The sequence below is a fragment of the Aquitalea sp. ASV11 genome (assembly GCF_016429185.1).
GTDB classification, from domain to species: Bacteria; Pseudomonadota; Gammaproteobacteria; order Burkholderiales; family Chromobacteriaceae; genus Aquitalea; species Aquitalea pelogenes.
Map to the genome: position 1 here is coordinate 65,567 of NZ_JAELUD010000007.1, position 17,233 is coordinate 82,799.

Sequence of the window (17,233 nt, forward strand, 5' to 3'; positions counted from 1 at the left end):
AGCCATTAGGCTGAATGCAGTCAACCAGAAAGCCACCCCATGCCCGACACACCGCAGACACCTGCCAGCAGCCCGGTACTGCAGCATCTGTGCCAGATCATTGCCGCCCGTACCCATGGCGATGAGGACTGCGATACGGCCATTCCCGAGCTGAGCTTCTTCCGCCGCGAACAACAGACCAATCCCTGTTCCTGCATGGTGGAGCCCAGCGTGGTGCTGGTGGTGCAAGGGGAAAAGCAGATGCTGGTGGGCGAGCAAAGCTACGCCTACGACACGCAGCATTTCCTGCTCAATTCGGTGGATTTGCCAGCCAGCTCGCAAGTGCTGTCGGCCAGTTCGACCGCGCCTTGCCTCGGTCTGGTGCTGCGGCTGGATTTGCGCATCATGGCCGACCTGATCGCCCAGGGTGGCATTTGCCCGCCGGCAAGCCAGAGCAGCCAGCCCGGCATGGCTCTGGGCACGGTCACCAGCGCATTGCTGGATGCCTTCAGCCGCCTGCTGGACTTGCTGGATCAACCGCAGCACATCGGCGTACTGGCACCGTTGATCAAACGGGAAATCCACTACCGGCTGCTGATGAGCGACCAGGCTTCGCGCCTGTGGCAGATTCTGGCCACCGGCAGCCACAGCCAGCGCATTGCCCGTGCCATCGACTGGCTGAAAACCCATTACACCGAGCCGCTGCGCATCGAGGAACTGGCGGCAAGGGTGCAAATGAGCAGCTCCAGCCTGCATCACCACTTTCGCCAGCTCACCACCATGAGCCCGCTGCAATACGTGAAATGGCTGCGTCTGAACGAAGCACGTCGCCTGATGCTCAGCGACAAGCTGGAAGCCGCCACGGCGGCTTTTCGCGTGGGCTATGAGAGTCCGTCACAATTCAGCCGCGAATACGCCAGACTGTTCGGCCTGCCCCCCAGGCGCGATATCAGCCAGCTGGCGCAGGCCGGCGGCTGACGCCATCACTCCCCGATAAAGCTGGATTTCTCTTCCACCACCAGCGCAGGCTGGGTCCGGGTTTGCACGCGGAACACGATGGGATGACTGCCCGGCCCGGCGGCTTGCGGGTCCACCACCACCCGCACGCCCAGGCTCTTGCTGTCTGCCGCGCGGATGGACAGCAGGGTCGGCTTGGCAATGGCAATGCCTGACAGGCCGCTGACGCTGATGCTGAACTGCTGGTCCTGACTGGTGGTGTTGATCACGTTCAGCTGATAGCTGTTTTCCAGCAGCCCCTCCCCGGTTTCCTGTACCAGCGAGGCGCGATCACGCATCACATCCACCTTGAAAGGTTGGCGCAAGCTGAACGAGGTGATGGCCGCACCGCTCACCAGCAGCAACAGCAAGCTATACAGCACCACCCGCGGCCGACGCAGCCGGGACAGGATGGCGCTTTCCGGATACAGGCCGTTCAGCGCATTTTCCGTGGTGTAACGAATCAGCCCGCGCGGATAGGCCATCTTGTCCATCACCTCGTCACAGGCATCAATGCAGGCGGCGCAGCCTATGCACTCATGCTGCAGGCCATCACGGATATCAATGCCGGCCGGGCACACCTGCACGCAAATGCCGCAGTTGATGCAAGACCCCAGCTGCTGTTGCTGCAGGTCGCTGCCCTTCTTGCGCGCGCCGCGTGGTTCGCCGCGGGCGGCATCGTAGGAAATCACCAGCGTGTCAGCATCAAACATCACGCTCTGGAAACGGGCATAGGGGCACATGTACTGGCATACCTGCTCGCGCATCACCCCGGCCAGTAAATAAGTGCAAGCCGCGTAGAAGAAAATCCAGAACAGCTCCCACGGCCCGTAATCGAAATGAGGCAAGGCCGTCAGCAGCTGCTGGATGGGCGTGAAATAACCCACCAGCGTAAAACCGGTCAGCAGGGAAAAGGCCAGCATCAGCCCGTGCTTGCACAGCTTGATGCGCAGCTTGCGCAGGCTCCAGCCTTGCTGGTCCAGCTTGCTGCGCTGGCTGTGTTTGCCTTCGGTCCATTGCTCGATCCACAGCATGATTTCGGTGTACACCGTCTGCGGACAGGAATAGCCGCACCACAGCCGTCCGGCAATGGTGGTCCACCAGAACAAGCCAAAGGCACACAGAATCAGCAAGGCAGCCAGATAGATAAAATCCTGTGGCCAGAAAATCAGGCCAAACAGATAGAACTTGCGTTCCACCAGGTCGAAATTGACTGCCTGGCGACCATCCCAGCGCAGCCACGGCAGGCCGAGAAACACCAGCTGGGTAAGCACAACGGCGGCAATGCGCCAGTTGTTGAAGCGACCGCGCACGCTGCGCGGGTAGATTTTCTTTTGTGCAGCATACAGCGATACCACTTCCGACCCGTCCGCGGCAATGGCCGCAACAGGCTTGATGGGGATGGTGCGAGGCGGGACAGACATACATTCCTTGGCAAGTGGCGTTAGGCACCACGGCTGGCGCATAAATATCGCATTACGATATTATTTTGCATGCCACCTGGCAATAGCGCCGTCAGCCTGACACACCGCTGACAGACGCCTGCCGCCACGGCCGGATGGGAAATTAAACATTTACAGTCAATAACTTGCAGAAACTCCGTCGCAAGCGTGCAATTGCACTCAACCGGAAGAATGACCTTGCACAGGCTATTAATATGTATTCTAAATACAACATAATTACCTACCGTCTGCCCAGGCAAGCAGCGTCACAGCCGCATCAGCCCGTCTCGCTCCCCATTACTGCCAAGGCAGACATCATGTCACCCACCCCTACCAGGCGGATGGTGAGATGCTGCGACGGCATGCCATCGGCCACTGCGAGGGCTTTCTGCACATGGATTTCGGGAAAACCCGTACTTTTAGACAGTTCAAAAGTCATATATGATAATGATTCTCATTTATAACAACATGCATCATGAACACTGCCGCCTTCGTTTCGACATCCCTGCTGGTCCTCAGCCCCCTCGCCGCCCATGCCGAAGACACCGCCACCCTGGATACGGTATCGGTCAGTGCCAGTGGCGACAGCCAGAACACACACAGCTACCAGACCCGGCAAACCAGCGTGGCAGGCTACACGCAAAGCACGCTGGAAACGCCCCAGGCCGTACAGTCCGTCACCCCGCAAACCCTGGCTGACAAACAGGTGAAAAGCCTGGCCGAAGCAGTGAGCACCGTCAGCGGCGTGGTGGAAAGCAATACCCTGGCCGGCATCCAGGACAGCTTTACCCGCCGTGGTTTTGGCGAGCGCAACGATGGCAGCATTTTGCGCGACGGGGTGCGCTCTTATCTGATGAGCAATTTCGACGCCACCACCGAATCGGTGGAGGTGCTCAAAGGCCCGGCTTCGTTGCTGTATGGCATCCAGGAGCCCGGCGGCGTCATCAACGTCATCAGCAAGAAACCGCAACGCGACGCGCAAACCACCATCAGCGCCCAGAGCAGCAGCTTTGGCGGCGGCGCGGCCACGCTGGACAGCACCGGGCAGATCGGCGATTCCAACTTCGCCTACCGCCTGATTGCCGACAAGCAGGACACCGACTACTGGCGCAACTACGGCAGCACCAAGCGCAACATGATTGCACCCTCGCTGTCCTGGAGCGACGGACGCGACAGCCTGTTGCTGTCGTATCAGTACAGCGACTTCAGCACGCCGTGGGATCGCGGCACCGTGTTTTACAACGGCAAACCGCTGAACGTGCCACGCGAAAGACGGCTGGGCGATACACTGGACGTGGCACAGGGCCACACCCAGGCCGCCACCGCCAGTTACAGCCACATGCTGAACAGCCAGTGGAAACTGGACTCCCGCCTGGCATGGAATGAAATCAGCTACAGCAACTACGAAACCCGCGCCACCGCCTATAACGCCCGCACCGGCGTGCTGACCCGCCGCCTGGACGGCAATGTGGTGAACAACAGCACCTTGACGCTCAGCAGCAAGCTGCAAGGCGATATCAGCCTGTTCGGCCAGCGCCACCAGCCCGTCATCGGCGTGGAAGCCACCCAGGCACGTGAACTGCGCGCGGCCACCTATCGGGGCAGTGCCAGTACCGCAACCCAGCTGAACGTCAACAGCCCGGTTTATGGCGTGTTGAGCGCAGCCAATACCAGCCTGAGTAGCAGCCAAAGCGACAACACCAGCAATATCGACACCCAGTCGCTGCTGCTGATGGACAACTGGGAACTGGCACCGCAATGGCAAACCAGCTATGGCCTGCGCTACCAGCATTACCGGCAGGAAGACGGCGTGGGCCGCCCTTATGTCGTCAGCGATCGCAGCTCCGGCAATACCGCCCTGCCCCAGTTTGGCCTGGTGTACAAGCTGAACCCGCACTGGTCGCTGTATGGCAGCTACAGCGAATCCTTTGTGCCCAATACCGCCAGTGACGGCCAGCATTTCGACCCGGAACGCGGCAGTTCACGCGAAGCAGGCATCAAGCTGGAGCAAAACGGCCTGACCGCCACCGCCGCTGTGTTCCACATCGAAAAAACCAATGTGGTCGCCACCGACACCGACGGCATCGACAAGGCCATGGGCAAGGTGCGCTCGCAGGGAGTAGAGCTGGATGTCAGCGGCGAAATCACCCGTCGCCTGTCCCTGACCCTGGCCTGGGCCTACACCGACGCCATGGTCACCAGCGATCCGGTCTATGCCGGCAAACAGCTGTACAACGTACCCAAGCACAGCGGCAGCATCAATCTGGCTTACCAGCTGGGCCAGGACAGCTTTGGCAACAACTGGCGCATTGGTGGCGGCACCCGCTATGTGGGCGAGCGTCAGGGCGATGCCGCCAACTCCTTCCAGCTGCCGTCGTATTTCGTGACCGATGCCTTCATTGCATGGCAAACCCGCCTGCACGGCCAGAAGCTGGAAATCCAGGCCAACCTGAAAAACGTGTTCGACAAGACTTATTACGCCTCCAGCACCGGCACAACCACCACCAGCAGTAGCGGCAGCGTGTCCACCGTGCGACTGGGCGACCCACGCGAGTTGCTGGTGAAGGCCAGCCTCACCTTCTGATCCCGCACCGGTCTGGCCGGTTCATATTTCTCGCGGCGGATGACCGACAACAGCCGCCGCGTTTTGTTGTGGAAGACCTCGTGAAACGCATCGTCATTCTGTTACATCGTTATCTGGGCTTGCTGGCCGCCCTGTTTGCCTTGCTGCTGGGCCTGAGCGGCAGCCTGCTGGACGTGCAACAACTGCTGCAAGGTGAGTCCGATACCACCCCGGCGACAAGCCATACCGCCAGTCCGCACTATCAGGCGGTACTGGCCGGCTTGCGCGCCAACTATCCCCAGGCTGACTTCACCCTTCGCCTGCCAGAAAACCCGGCAGCCGCCATCGAAGTACGGGTACGCCAGCGCCAGCAACCGGACCAATTGCTATGGCTGGACCCGCAGCACGGCCAGCCACTGGCCACGCCAGAAGGCCGTGGCACCGGCTGGCGCTGGCTACACGAACTGCATGCCCGCCTGCTGCTGCACGATGGCAAGACCTGGGTAGGCATCACCGGCATTGCCATCCTGCTGGTGCTGCTAAGCGGCATCATTCACTGGTGGCCAAAGGACTGGCGCAAAGCCTGGCGGTTGCGGCGTGACAAGGGCGTGGTGGTATGGCTGGGCGACCTGCACCGCATGCTGGGTGCCAGCATGTTGCTGCTGCTATTGCTCAGTACGCTTAGCGGCCTGGTTCTGGCATTCAACCAGCCCATCCGGCAATGGCTAAGCCCGGGCAAGCACGGCCAGCCACGCGCGGGCAAGCACATCACACCTGCCGGGCCGCAACTGGCGCTGGATGAACTGGTTGCCCGTGGCAATGCCCGTCTGCCACAAGGCAGGCTGAGCAGCATCAGCATCAGCGCCCGACCAGATCAGCCGGTTGAACTACGCAAGCGGCTGGACGAAGAACTGCACCCCAACGGCAGCACCCTGATCCGGCTGGACCCTTACCGGGGAACGGTTTTGAGTGTGGAAAGGACGGAGCAAACACAAGCATGGCGGAAAATCGGCAGTTGGGCACAGGCTTTGCACACCGGCAGCCTGGGTGGTGTCTGGCACCAGTTGCTGATGTCTGCCAGCGGCGTGGTATTGATGGTACTGGGCGGAAGCGGCCTGTTTCAGTGGCAGGCCAGGCGGCGCAAGCAAGGCAGCAGGCAAGCGGCCATGGTGGCGACCAGTGCGCGCACTGCACAGCAGTAATGCACCCGCGCAATCAGATGTCGGGAAGGATGGGAAGACGTGGTGTGAAGCAGGCTAGAAATCATCGAGATTGCAGATGTCGGTGACCTCTCCGATTTGCCTGAGCAGCAAAATCTTGATGGGAACCACCATCTCGCGAATCTCCTCTTTGGCACGATAGACGTCCGCTTCCAGCTGACAGAGCACCAATTGATAAGCCAGATCCAGCATTGCATCGATATCGGGTTTTTTGCCGTCCAACGCTTTATACCTGCAGGGGGAAGTTGGGGAAATTATTGTGAGTCAAGCATGCATTACAGCAGTATCTGTCATTCTGGTCGCATAAGTCCACCATTGAGCACTGCTATCACCTGCATTTAATGGCCCAATGGCCAGTTTCAAAAAAAAATGCCGGGTCAGCAGACCCGGCATGAAGAAGAGACATGCAAGAAGGAGAAACAGAGACAACGGAACAACGGACAACAACATCAAACCGGCTGCGGCGTCAGGCGCAGATAGGGCCGTACGGCACGGTAGCCCCGGGGAAACTTTTCACGGATCAGCGCTTCATCCTGCAGCGACGGCACGATGACCACCTCCTCACCCTGCTGCCAGTTGGCCGGGGTGGCCACACTATGGTGGTCGGTCAGTTGCAGGGAGTCGATCACCCGCAGGATTTCGGCAAAATTGCGGCCGGTACTGGCCGGGTAGGTAATGATCAGCCGCACCTTGTGTGCCGGGTCGATGATGAACAGGGAGCGCACGGTGTGGGTACTGCTGGCATTCGGGTGAATCAGGTCGTAGGCCTCGGACACCTTGCGGTCAGCGTCTGCCACGATGGGGAAATTCACCTCGGTTTGCTGGGTGTCGTTAATGTCGGCAATCCAGCCATGGTGGGCTTCCACCGGGTCTACCGACAGCGCCAGCACCTTGACGTTACGGCGGGCAAACTCCTGCTGCAATTTGGCGGTGGCACCCAGTTCGGTGGTGCACACCGGGGTGTAGTCGGCAGGATGGGAAAACAGCACGGCCCAGCTGTCACCCTTCCACTGGTGGAAATGCAGTTCGCCAACGGTGGATTGCTGACTGAAATCCGGAGCAATGTCGCCAAGTCGCAGAGTCATGCTGGTTTCCTTTGTGGTGTGTTTGCGTGATGGGCTTACTGTAAGCACTGCCACGCCACCGGTGAACCAAGGAAAACTGCGTTGCTTATCAGGCTGCGGCTGGATAAGCCAGAGCAAAGCTGCATAAGCCGCGTGCTTCACACAGTAAAAAGGGCCGTCCGTGATGGGCAGCCCCAGGCTGCTGACAAGGTTATTTGGTGGGTTTTCACCGGCCACAGCAAAGCCGGGCCTTATAACTAAGCAATTACTTCCGCAGCCTTCCCATCTATTTTCCATCCCCCGCCCTTACCCTGTAAGGGCGCCTCGCTTTCCTTGCAGAAAGCGAGAGGGGGCTGGCTTATGCCTGCAAGTCTGCGCTGCTTACTGCTGGCCGATGATTGTGCCGGCAGGCTGCGGGCCGTGGTTCCGATAGGCCGATACACGCTCGCCCCAACGCTCGAACGGGTAGTAATCCCAGATGGCGTGGTGCTGGGTGGCCCAGTTGTCCCACAGCAGCAGCATGTCCGGCTGCCAGTGAATGCGTGCCTGGAAGGACTGGTGCTTTTCGATATGACGGTACAGCAGCTGCAACAACGCATCGCTTTCGGCTCGGCTCAGCTGCACGATATGCGAAGTAAACGCCTCATTCACAAACAGGAAGGGACGGCCGCTGACCGGATGACGTGCCACCACCGGGTGTTCGCTGGCATTGAATACCTGGCCGGGTTTCGGTTCGGCACCATAGCCATTGCTCCAGCCTTCCCGCCCGTCATGCACGGCAGTCAGCCCCAGCAGCAGTTGCTTGATGGGTTCGGACAAGGATTCATACGCCAGATAGAGGTTGGCAAACGCCGTGTCGCCACCGCCTACTTCCGGCAGGCGGGTGACGCGCAGGAAAGACGCCCAGATGGGGTGCGGGTCGCAAGACACATCGTTATGCCAGGCATCGCCTGCGGTGTAACGGGTGGTGCGGCCGGTTTTCCAGCCCAGGATTTCCGCATCGCCACTGCGCGCGGTCAGCTGGGTGCTGTCGCCCAGCACATGCTGGTGCAGGCTGCCAAACAGACGGCCAAAGGCCTTGTGCTGTTCGGCATTGATGGCCTGGCCGGGGAAGGTCAGCACCAGATGTTCGGTCAGCGCCTGGCGGATTTCCTCCAGTTGCGCAGGCGGCAAGGGCTGGCTGAGGTCGACACCACGGATTTCCGCCCCCAGGGCCGGGGACAGGCGTTTGAGGTCGAACGTCTGGTACTGGGTCAGTTCGCGGGTGTTCCAGCCTTCAATGGCCAGCTTGTCGTTGTAATCCTGATAAAAGCTCATCCTGGCAGCCTCTCAAAGCAAGGGGAATGAAAACACGGCCTGTCATGACAGGACATAACCATGCACATGGGATGGATATTAAAAAACCACGCCATGATTCCCAACCAAGAAAAACCGGATTACTTATTCCCTCAGCCTTGCAACCAGAGCATGCCGCTGATGGAGAAGAACGATGTCACCGTAGCGGCCAGCAAGGTAGCCGCGCACAAGCCTTCGTGGCCGTATTTCTGCCCCATGATGGGATAGATGCTCATCATCGGCGCACAGGCAAACAGTACTGCCGCCACTTGCAACCAGGCAGGTACTGGCAGCAGGAAATGCAGCAGCAGGAAGATCAGCAAGGGGTGCAACAGCAGCTTGCCCAGCACGATGGGGGAAATTTTGCGCACGATGCCGCTGGTTTTCAGGCCAACCAGCGAACCGCCGATGACAAACAGCGACAAGGCCACCGAAGCCTGCGACAACAATTCCAGCACCTTGCTGAACACGCCCGGCAGCTGCAAGCCCGCCAGCGAACACAACACCCCGGCGCTGATGGCAATGACCAGTGGCGAGCGTAGCAGCCGCGCGCCTACCTGACGCAACAGATGGCCCCAGCCCTTGCCGCTGGCGTCCTGGCTTTCCAGCAGGATCAGCACCAGCGGAAACACCACCGCGTTTTCCACCAGCATGGTCATGGCCAGTGCAATGCCTGCCTTGGCCCCCAATAGCTGCGACACGATGGGAAAGCCGATGAAACCGCTGTTGGACATGGACATGCCCAGCCCGAACAGGGCACTGAGCCGAAAGTCATGCCCTGCCACCATACGTGCAAACAGCATGCCCAGACCCAGCGCCAGCAAGGAACCCAATCCGTAGGCCAGCAGGTAGTGCAGGTCCACCACCTCGACAAAGGACTGCCGGGTCAGCGCGCGGAATATCATCGCCGGCAAGGCAAAGGTGATGACAAACTGCCCCAGCGCACGAATATTGGCCTGGGCAAACCACTGCCGCCAGCTTACCCAGTAACCAAGGGCAATCAGGATGAAGATGGGTCCGGTGATACTTGCAATAGCCAGCACAATGCTACTTTCCGCCCCAAGAACCTCTAACAAAAACCCTGCTGCTGCATTGCGCCTCTTTGCCGTACTCTTTACTGTCAGCGTCGGCGCGCCTTGCCCCAGGGACACTACGTTATTTTGTTAGCCGCTCGGAGGCAATCAGGTTTCGGAGGAATACCCCAGCCATTCGCGGATATGTTCGCGTATCAGTTCGATGAACAGCTGCTGGGTGAGTGTTGATGGATGACGCAGGCTGATGGCCATGGCCAGCTTGCTGGACAGCACCGGTTCTACAATCTTGCGCACGGTAAAACGCGAGGCATCGGCCAGCGAGGCCACCGCACTGCGGGTGAGCACCGCCGAGCCATAGCCATCGGCCACCAGCTCCAGAATGGCGGACACGCCGTCGATTTCCAGTTCGATGTGCGGACGGCAGCCGATATTGGCCAGTTCCGACTCCACCAGCATGCGGATGGAATTGGGCCGACTGGGGATGATCAGCGGCGTGCCGGCGACATCACGCAGGGTGATGGTGTCAGGGGCATCGTCAAAGCGGGCGGTCATCAGGAATAGTTCTTCCTCCAGCAAGGGGAAGGTTTCCACTTCGGCAGACGGAATCACGTTGTACAGCAGGGCCACATCCAGCCGCCCGGCCACCAGCGCCTCGTGCATGGTGACGGACAGGCCCTCGCAGATGGACAGCGAGGCATTGGGCAGCCGGGCGCGGAAGGTTTTGGTCAGCGGCACCGCCAATACCTTGAGCAGGCTGGGTGGCAGCCCCACCACCACATGCCCGGCCATGGCTCCACGCACCTTGCCCAGTTCCTCCTTCACCCGCTCTACCTGATGCAGGATGCCCAGGCTGTGCTCCAGCAATACCTTGCCCGCCTCGGTCATGGACACACCCCGGCCATTACGGATCAGCAGGTTCTGCCGCAGTTCCACTTCCAGCATGCGGATCTGGCGGCTGAGCGCGGGCTGGGCAATGTTCAGCGTATTGGACGCGCGGGTGAAGCTGCCCAGCTCTGCCACGCAGGTAAAGTACTGCAACTGTTTCAAATCCATAAACCCAACCTTCTTGTCGTTATTGCTGCCCGCCCCGCAGGCGGTGCCTGTCATGCTGTCCCGGCCCGGTGGCCAAGCCAGAAGCATGGCATTGCCCTTGCCGTCTGTCCAAACAGATATTGGCAACATCAGTGGCGCTACTCCGGCTGCCGGCTCAACAGCTGTCCGGCATTGCCCGGTAGCTGCCACACATCCCATAGCGCCAACAGCGTCAGGCCCGCCAGCACGACAAAGGCAAAATGATAATGCGTCAGCGCACTGGCCTGCGGCAGCCAGGATTCAGCCATGCGCAGGCCGACGGCAGCAATGGCAATGCCCATGCCATAGGCCATGCGCAGCAGCATGTTGAACAGGGTGTTGGCGTGGCTCATCTGTGCTGGCGGCACGTCGACAAAAGCCAGGGTGCTCAGCGTGGTAAAGGTCATGGAACGGGCCATGCCGGATAGAAGCAACACCAGCACCAGCCACGGCCACGGGGTATCCGGGCCGAAGGTGGCAATCAGCAGGGTCAGCACCACCAGCACCAGGCCGCTGAGCAGCAAGGTCAGACGAAAGCCAAAGCGCCACAGCGTACGGCTGGTCAGTACCTTCATGCCCAGGTTGCCGGCAAACAGGGTGAGCAACAGCAGGCCGGAACGGAAGGCATCCATGCCCATACCCAGCTGGAACATCAGCGGCAGCAAAAACGGCGTGGTGTTGATGGCAGCGCGCAGCAAGGAGCCGCCAACAATGGTGGTGCGGTAAGTGCGGATGTGCAGGATGGACAAATCCAGCAAGGGAGCATGGCTGCGGCGGCAATGTCGCCACAAGGCCGCCAACAGCACGGCGGAACCAGACAGGCCGAGCAAGGCCAGCATCAGCTGCCCTGTGCCACCCACCTGCTCCAGACCACTCATCAGCAACAGACAGGCCGTGCCGCACAGCAAAAAGCCCGTCCAGTCAAAACGGCTGCTTGCCATCCCGTCCTCCGAGGGTGGAATCAGCCACCACGCCAGAGCAAACGCCAGCACACCCAGCGGCAGGTTAAGCAGGAAAATCCAGTGCCAGGATGCATAGGTGGTGATGAAGCCGCCCAACGCCGGCCCCAATACCGGTGCCACCAGACCGGGCCAGGTAATCATGGCGATGGCCTGCATCAGCTTATGTTTGGGCGTGTTGCGCAATACGGCCAGCCGCCCCACCGGCACCATCATCGCCCCACCCACCCCTTGCAGCACGCGCGCCAAGGCAAACTGCCACAGGTTTTGCGACATGGCACACAGCAAGGACGCCAGGGTGAACACCACAATGGACGCCATGAACACGCGACGGCAGCCCAGCCGGTCGGCCAGCCAGCCACTGGCCGGTATCAGCAAGGTCAGGGTAAGCAGATAAGCAGTGATGCCGATATTGAGGTCCACCGGCTGCACAGCAAAAGTTGCCGCCATGGCAGGCAAGGCGGTATTGATGACCGTGGCATCAAGGTTTTCCATGAAGAACGCAGCCGCCACCAGCAAGGCGATCAACGAGGAAGGGTTTGGTCGGTCAGCAAGTCGCATGGGCAGATAAACGGATAAAACCGCAGGACGGGTCGTCCCCACCCTGCGGTTGAACTGGAAGCATCAGGATCAGAAGTTTTTCCACATGCCCACGGCCAGCGAGTGCTGGGTTTTGGCACCGGCGGCCGTGGCGCTGGGGTTGCCGCCCAGTACATAAGTGGCATTGGCTTCGTTATGCAGCTCGGTAAACAGCACATACACCTGGGTGGTTTTGCTCAGTACGCGGTTGTAAGCCAGCGTACCCATCTTGGCGCCGCTGTCCTGCACTGCTGCCGAACCCTTCCACGACGCGGCCTGGCCATACTGGGCGGAGAAGATGTTGGCACCGTTGGTGTAGGTTCCGATCAGGCTGCCGTAATTGCGGCTGCGGCTGTTGCCGGTCTGGTTGATGTTGTCCAGGATGTCATGTTCCACCAGGCCGCCTACATAGATGCTGCCGAAGTTGTAACCCACCGCCAGCATGTGCATCAGGCCATTCTGGTAGAAGTTGCTGGACATGGCCTGCATGGCACGGTTTTGCTGGAAACCGTAACCCACGCGCAGCTGACCGTCGTCATACGTCAGGTTGCCGGATACCAGCGTTGCACCGTGGCTGGTGGTTTCCGAGCTGCCGGTGCCCGTGGTGAGTGAATACTGGATGCGGGCGGTGACATTGTTGAACTTGGGCGTCTGATAGCTTACCGAGTTACCGGCGCGCACATCAAAACCGCCGCTGGCCAGGCTGCCGCCGTTGGCCCACAGCGTGGCATCGTTGGAAATGCCGGTGGCGTACTGGAAGCTGTTGCCGGCAATGTAGTGCAGGTCGTCAATAGCCACCAGGAAGTTACCGGCCTTCAGCGTACCCAGCTGGGCAGAGCTCAAACCGATGAAGCTTTCACGACCGGCCCAGGTATTGGAACCAGTGCCGGAACCGTCATCGATGGCTACGCCGGATTCTACCTGCCAGATGGCTTTCAGGCCGTTGCCCAGGTCTTCACTGCCCTTGAAGCCGATGCGCGAAGTGTCGTTTTGCACCTTGTTGGTGGAAAACGCCGTGCTGGCCGCGCCGGACTTGGTGTTTTCAAAGTCGGCGTGGATACGGCCATAAATGGTGACGGTGGAGTCATCCGCCAGCGCGGCATTGGCCAGCAGCGGGGACAGGGAAGCCAGCAGCATCAATTGGGTCTTGTGTTTCACGATTATCTCCATATCTGTTTATTCACAGATTAATATTTATTTAAAATTAATCCTCAATGCGGGCGTGGCCCATGCCAGTGGCCCCACCCAGTCCTGCGCTCCCCGCTCCGGACGACGGCTGTCGCCAGATTGACATCTGTCATCAAAAGCGGGCAGATTCAGCCTTTATTGCCACTTCTCCTTTCATTGGTATCCGGTTTTGATGTCCACAGACAGCCCCAGCTTGCCCACCCGCCGCAAGAACGACCCCGAAGGCATGCGCCAGCGCATTCTGGAAGCGGCCCAGACCGAATTTGTCCAGCACGGTTTCAGCGGTGCCCGGCTGGACAATATCGCCGAGCAGTCCAATACCAACAAACGCATGGTGGTGTACCACTTCCGCAGCAAGAAGGAGCTGTACATCGCCGTGCTGGAACGGGTGTACGGTGAAATCCGCGATATCGAAAAACAGCTGCAGCTGGAAGGCTTGCCACCGCGCGAGGCCATGGCCCTGCTCACCGGCTTCACCTTCGACTACCACCACAATCATCCGGACTTCTGTCGGCTGGTAAGCATAGAAAACATCCACCAGGCGCGGCATATTGCCGACTCGGACATCATCCGCCAGCGCAACCGCAGTGTGATCGAGGTGGTGGAAGGCATCCTCACGCGCGGCATTGCCGACAAGGTATTCCATGACCGGGCCGATGCCATCGATGTCCACATGCTGATCAGTTCGCTGTGCTTCTATCGCGTATCCAATCGCCACACTTTTGCCAGCCTGTTCGGGCGGGATCTCACCCAGCCCGAACACGCCAGCCGTCACCGGCAAATCGTCATTGATACGGTATTGGCCTATCTGGAGCGGGCGGCAGACTGAGTCCGCAGCCCGTCAGCTTGTCATCAGTGGTGCATGGCCTTGCTGGCAGCACTCACCGGCTGTACCGGCAAGCCCTTGCTGGCCAGGTTTTTCATCAACAGCGACAGCACGATGATGCCGGCAGGAACTGCCAGGGCGGCAAACACCTGGGAGAAGGTCCAGCCCCAGGCCAGCATCTGGCCACCGGCAAAGGCGCTGAGTACCGCACCGATACGGCCCACACCATGCATCCAGCTGGAACCGGTAGCACGTGCCGCGGTGGGGTAGAAGCCGGCAGACAGCGCATTCATGCCGGTATTGGCACCGTTGAAGCAGAAGCCCACGGCGAAGGTAAGTGCACACAGCAGCGGCAGTTCATGCGCTACCGAGGTGAAGCCGAACAGCAGCAGCGCACCCAGACCATAAGTGATGGCCAGCACCTTGTGCGGATTGGCACGGTCCATGCACCAGCCCATGAACAGGGAACCTGCCGGGCCGCCAAACTGGAAGAAGGCAGCGATGAAGGCAGCATCCGCCAGGGTGTAACCGGATTCTTTCACCAGCGTCGGCATCCAGCTGCCCATCAGGTACACCACAAACAGCGCCATGAAGTAGCCCAGCCACAGCATGAAGGAACCAAAGCGGTACTGACGCGACAGCACGGTACGAATGGAATTGCCCTTGGGTGCGCTTTCGGCATTGCCCATGGTGAAGCTGGCGTCCTTCATCGACAGGTCCGGTGCCAGGCGCTGCACGATCTTGGCAATACGGGCAGCCGGGGCATTACGCACCACCAGGAAACGCACTGATTCCGGCAGGAACAGCAACAGCGCGATGGATACGGCAATCGGCAGCACACCACCAAAAATCAGCACGCTTTGCCAGCCGAAGTGCGGAATCATCCATGCCGACAGGAAACCACCACCAGCTGCACCCACGGTAAAGCCGCAGAACACCACGGTAACCAGGAAGGAGCGACGGCGTTCCGGCGCAAATTCCGACACCAGCGTGCCGACATTGGGCATGGCTGCACCAAGGCCAAGGCCGGTGAGGAAGCGGAAGATCACCAGATGGGTAATGTCGGTAGAGGTGGCGGTAACCAGCGTCCAGAAACCGAAGAAAAACACCGACAACACCAGTACCACCTTGCGACCCAGATAGTCTGCCAGCGGGCCGGCAAACAGCGCACCCAGCGTGAGGCCTGCCAGCGCGGCGCTGAGCACCGGTGCCAGCTGCGGGTTGGTCACATGCCACAGGCGTTTGAGTTCCGGGGCGATGAAACCCATGATGGCCACGTCAAAACCGTCGGCCGCGATAATGCAGAAACCAAAAAACACCACCAGCCACTGAAAGCGGTTGATGGGACGATCGTCGATCAATGACCGAACATTGATGACATTGCTGGCGTTACTCATCTGTTTGTCTCCTGTTGCAGCGCTGACTATCAATCGCTGCCTTGTTGTTCTTGCTATCTGCCCTGCCCTTGCCGGTCAGCTGCAGGCTGTTGAAGCTGCTGTCCCTTGCCAGCTTCTTTCCTGTTTCCTGTTGAGGGGAGGAGCCTGCCTGTGATGACTGGCCGGTCCGGCCGTGCACTGCTTGCTGCCTGGTGCAGCCCGAGCTTGGCATGCTTGTCCATGCGTCTTGGGCATGGAATGCATTCTGACTTGGCATGAATCTTCAAAACATACCGCAAAAAATCTATCAGTTATACCGATTTACGATAACTGCGCCCCATCCATGTGCAGATATCCATAGCATGCACCAGCGCCTTGTTTTTGTAGTTTTCCTACGCCAAATCAGCACATTAAAAAAATACAACAGCCGGAAAACAGCAGTTAAACACCATTCCCTGCCCCGTTTCAGTGCGGGAAATCCCTGAGTCCTGCCACACCACAAATACAGGCCAGTCCTGCATTTTCCGGGTGAAAACGGACAGCAAAAGCGCATGCCTGCCGCCTGCCAGCCTTGGCCGCCTGACAGTTCACACCAAACAAAAAATCAAAACAAAGTTATTTTTTTGAATTGCATTCCGTTTTTTGCGATTGCATACTGCCCAGCCATCAGCCACCGAAAAACAGACTGGCCAACATGGGGGATGCCACCACGCCCACCCGCTTGCGCCAGCTACACAGGAGAGACTCATGCCACCACGCCAGCTCGCCCTTGCTGCCCTCAGCATGCTGGAGCTATCCCCGCCCGACATGGTCAGTTGCGCCGCTGCTGCCGGCTTCAGCCATGTCGGCCTGCGCCTGCTCCCTGCCACCGCCCAGGAGCCGCAACACGACATGCTGGGCAACAGCCCGCTGCTGCGCGAAACCTTGCAGCGCCTGCAGGACACCGGCCTGCAAGTGTCTGATGTGGAAATACTCAGGCTCAAACCGGAAGTGGATGTAGCCAGCTATCTGCCCATGCTGGAAAGTGCAGCCCGGCTGGGCGCACACGAGGTACTGGTGGCAGGCAACGACCCGGACTTTGCCCGCTGCGCGGACAGTTTTGCCCGCCTGTGTGAGCTGGGCGCACCACTGGGCCTGAACATGAATATCGAGCCCATGCCCTGGACCGACATCCGCAACATCGCCATGGCCATGCGGTTGCTGGAGCAGGCCGGCCAGGACAATGCCGCCCTGCTGGTGGACGCCATCCACTTTGACCGCGCCGGGGACGCTCCGGCCATGCTGGCCGAGGTGCCACGCCAGCGCCTGCACTACATGCAGTTGTGCGATGCCCCGGCAGCAAAGCCCGACAGCATGGAAGAACTGCTGTACCAGGCCCGCGCCGAGCGCATGCCACCGGGCCATGGCGGGCTGGCACTGGGCGAACTGCTGCTGGCCTTGCCGCCGGAGCTGCCGATTGCGCTGGAAGTACCGATGCACAGCAAGGCCCATCTGGGTGCCGTGGAGCGGGCCAAGCTGCTGCGCAGTGCTGCACAACAAATATTGCAGCGCACCTACGGTGCAGCGCTGGAGTCGGCTGGCACGTAACAATCTTCCATTAA

Annotated in this window: 14 protein-coding genes; 5 read left to right on the plus strand and 9 right to left on the minus strand. The window is 59.8% G+C overall.

Annotated elements, in window-relative coordinates; translation table 11 throughout:
- Positions 1–39: 39 nt before the first annotated feature.
- A complete protein-coding gene (locus JHD62_RS04240) occupies positions 40–957 on the plus strand; it encodes an AraC family transcriptional regulator (protein WP_062789134.1) in 918 nt (305 codons plus the stop codon).
- Between the two features lie 5 nt (positions 958–962).
- Here JHD62_RS04240 and ccoG read toward each other — a convergent pair whose 3' ends face one another.
- Positions 963–2,399 (minus strand): cytochrome c oxidase accessory protein CcoG, encoded by a 1,437-nt coding sequence (gene ccoG, locus JHD62_RS04245; protein ID WP_199101902.1) that lies wholly within the window; start codon positions 2,397–2,399, stop codon positions 963–965.
- Positions 2,400–2,892: 493 nt separating this feature from the next.
- On the opposite strand from ccoG, the gene JHD62_RS04250 reads away from it, so the two are divergent.
- Together JHD62_RS04250 and JHD62_RS04255 are read left to right on the plus strand one after the other, a co-directional pair.
- Positions 2,893–5,001, plus strand: a complete 2,109-nt coding sequence (locus tag JHD62_RS04250; protein WP_199101903.1) for a TonB-dependent siderophore receptor — start codon at positions 2,893–2,895, stop codon at positions 4,999–5,001.
- 80 nt (positions 5,002–5,081) lie between these two features.
- Complete coding sequence (locus JHD62_RS04255; protein ID WP_199101904.1) at positions 5,082–6,182, plus strand: PepSY-associated TM helix domain-containing protein; 1,101 nt, start codon at positions 5,082–5,084, stop codon at positions 6,180–6,182.
- 54 nt (positions 6,183–6,236) lie between these two features.
- On the opposite strand, the gene JHD62_RS04260 is transcribed toward JHD62_RS04255, so the two are convergent.
- The 7 genes from JHD62_RS04260 to JHD62_RS04290 form a co-directional block, all read right to left on the minus strand.
- Positions 6,237–6,422 carry a hypothetical protein gene (locus JHD62_RS04260; RefSeq protein WP_131360418.1) on the minus strand — a complete coding sequence of 62 codons (186 nt, stop codon included), beginning with the start codon at positions 6,420–6,422 and terminating at the stop codon, positions 6,237–6,239.
- 227 nt (positions 6,423–6,649) lie between these two features.
- Positions 6,650–7,285 (minus strand): peroxiredoxin, encoded by a 636-nt coding sequence (locus tag JHD62_RS04265; protein ID WP_199101905.1) that lies wholly within the window; start codon positions 7,283–7,285, stop codon positions 6,650–6,652.
- A 360-nt stretch (positions 7,286–7,645) separates the two neighbouring features.
- Positions 7,646–8,581, minus strand: a complete 936-nt coding sequence (locus tag JHD62_RS04270) for a TauD/TfdA family dioxygenase (protein WP_199101906.1) — start codon at positions 8,579–8,581, stop codon at positions 7,646–7,648.
- A gap of 131 nt (positions 8,582–8,712) precedes the next feature.
- Positions 8,713–9,642, minus strand: coding sequence for an AEC family transporter (locus tag JHD62_RS04275; RefSeq protein ID WP_199101907.1), 930 nt, complete (start codon positions 9,640–9,642; stop codon positions 8,713–8,715).
- Positions 9,643–9,780: 138 nt separating this feature from the next.
- Positions 9,781–10,686, minus strand: coding sequence for a LysR substrate-binding domain-containing protein (locus JHD62_RS04280; protein WP_199101908.1), 906 nt, complete (start codon positions 10,684–10,686; stop codon positions 9,781–9,783).
- 137 nt (positions 10,687–10,823) lie between these two features.
- Complete coding sequence (locus tag JHD62_RS04285) at positions 10,824–12,224, minus strand: MFS transporter (RefSeq protein ID WP_199101909.1); 1,401 nt, start codon at positions 12,222–12,224, stop codon at positions 10,824–10,826.
- 69 nt (positions 12,225–12,293) lie between these two features.
- The gene (locus tag JHD62_RS04290) at positions 12,294–13,400 is read right to left on the minus strand and encodes a porin (protein ID WP_239689546.1); all 1,107 of its coding nucleotides are present in this window, start codon (positions 13,398–13,400) and stop codon (positions 12,294–12,296) included.
- 202 nt (positions 13,401–13,602) lie between these two features.
- Here JHD62_RS04290 and JHD62_RS04295 point away from each other — a divergent pair, with 202 nt between their 5' ends.
- A complete protein-coding gene (locus JHD62_RS04295) occupies positions 13,603–14,259 on the plus strand; it encodes a TetR family transcriptional regulator (protein ID WP_199101910.1) in 657 nt (218 codons plus the stop codon).
- 23 nt (positions 14,260–14,282) lie between these two features.
- Here JHD62_RS04295 and JHD62_RS04300 read toward each other — a convergent pair whose 3' ends face one another.
- On the minus strand, positions 14,283–15,653 hold the full coding sequence (locus JHD62_RS04300; RefSeq protein ID WP_199101911.1) for an aromatic acid/H+ symport family MFS transporter: 1,371 nt from the start codon (positions 15,651–15,653) through the stop codon (positions 14,283–14,285).
- 726 nt (positions 15,654–16,379) lie between these two features.
- Here JHD62_RS04300 and JHD62_RS04305 point away from each other — a divergent pair.
- Entirely contained in the window at positions 16,380–17,219 is an 840-nt protein-coding gene (locus JHD62_RS04305; protein WP_199101912.1) for a sugar phosphate isomerase/epimerase, read from the plus strand.
- Positions 17,220–17,233: the final 14 nt, after the last annotated feature.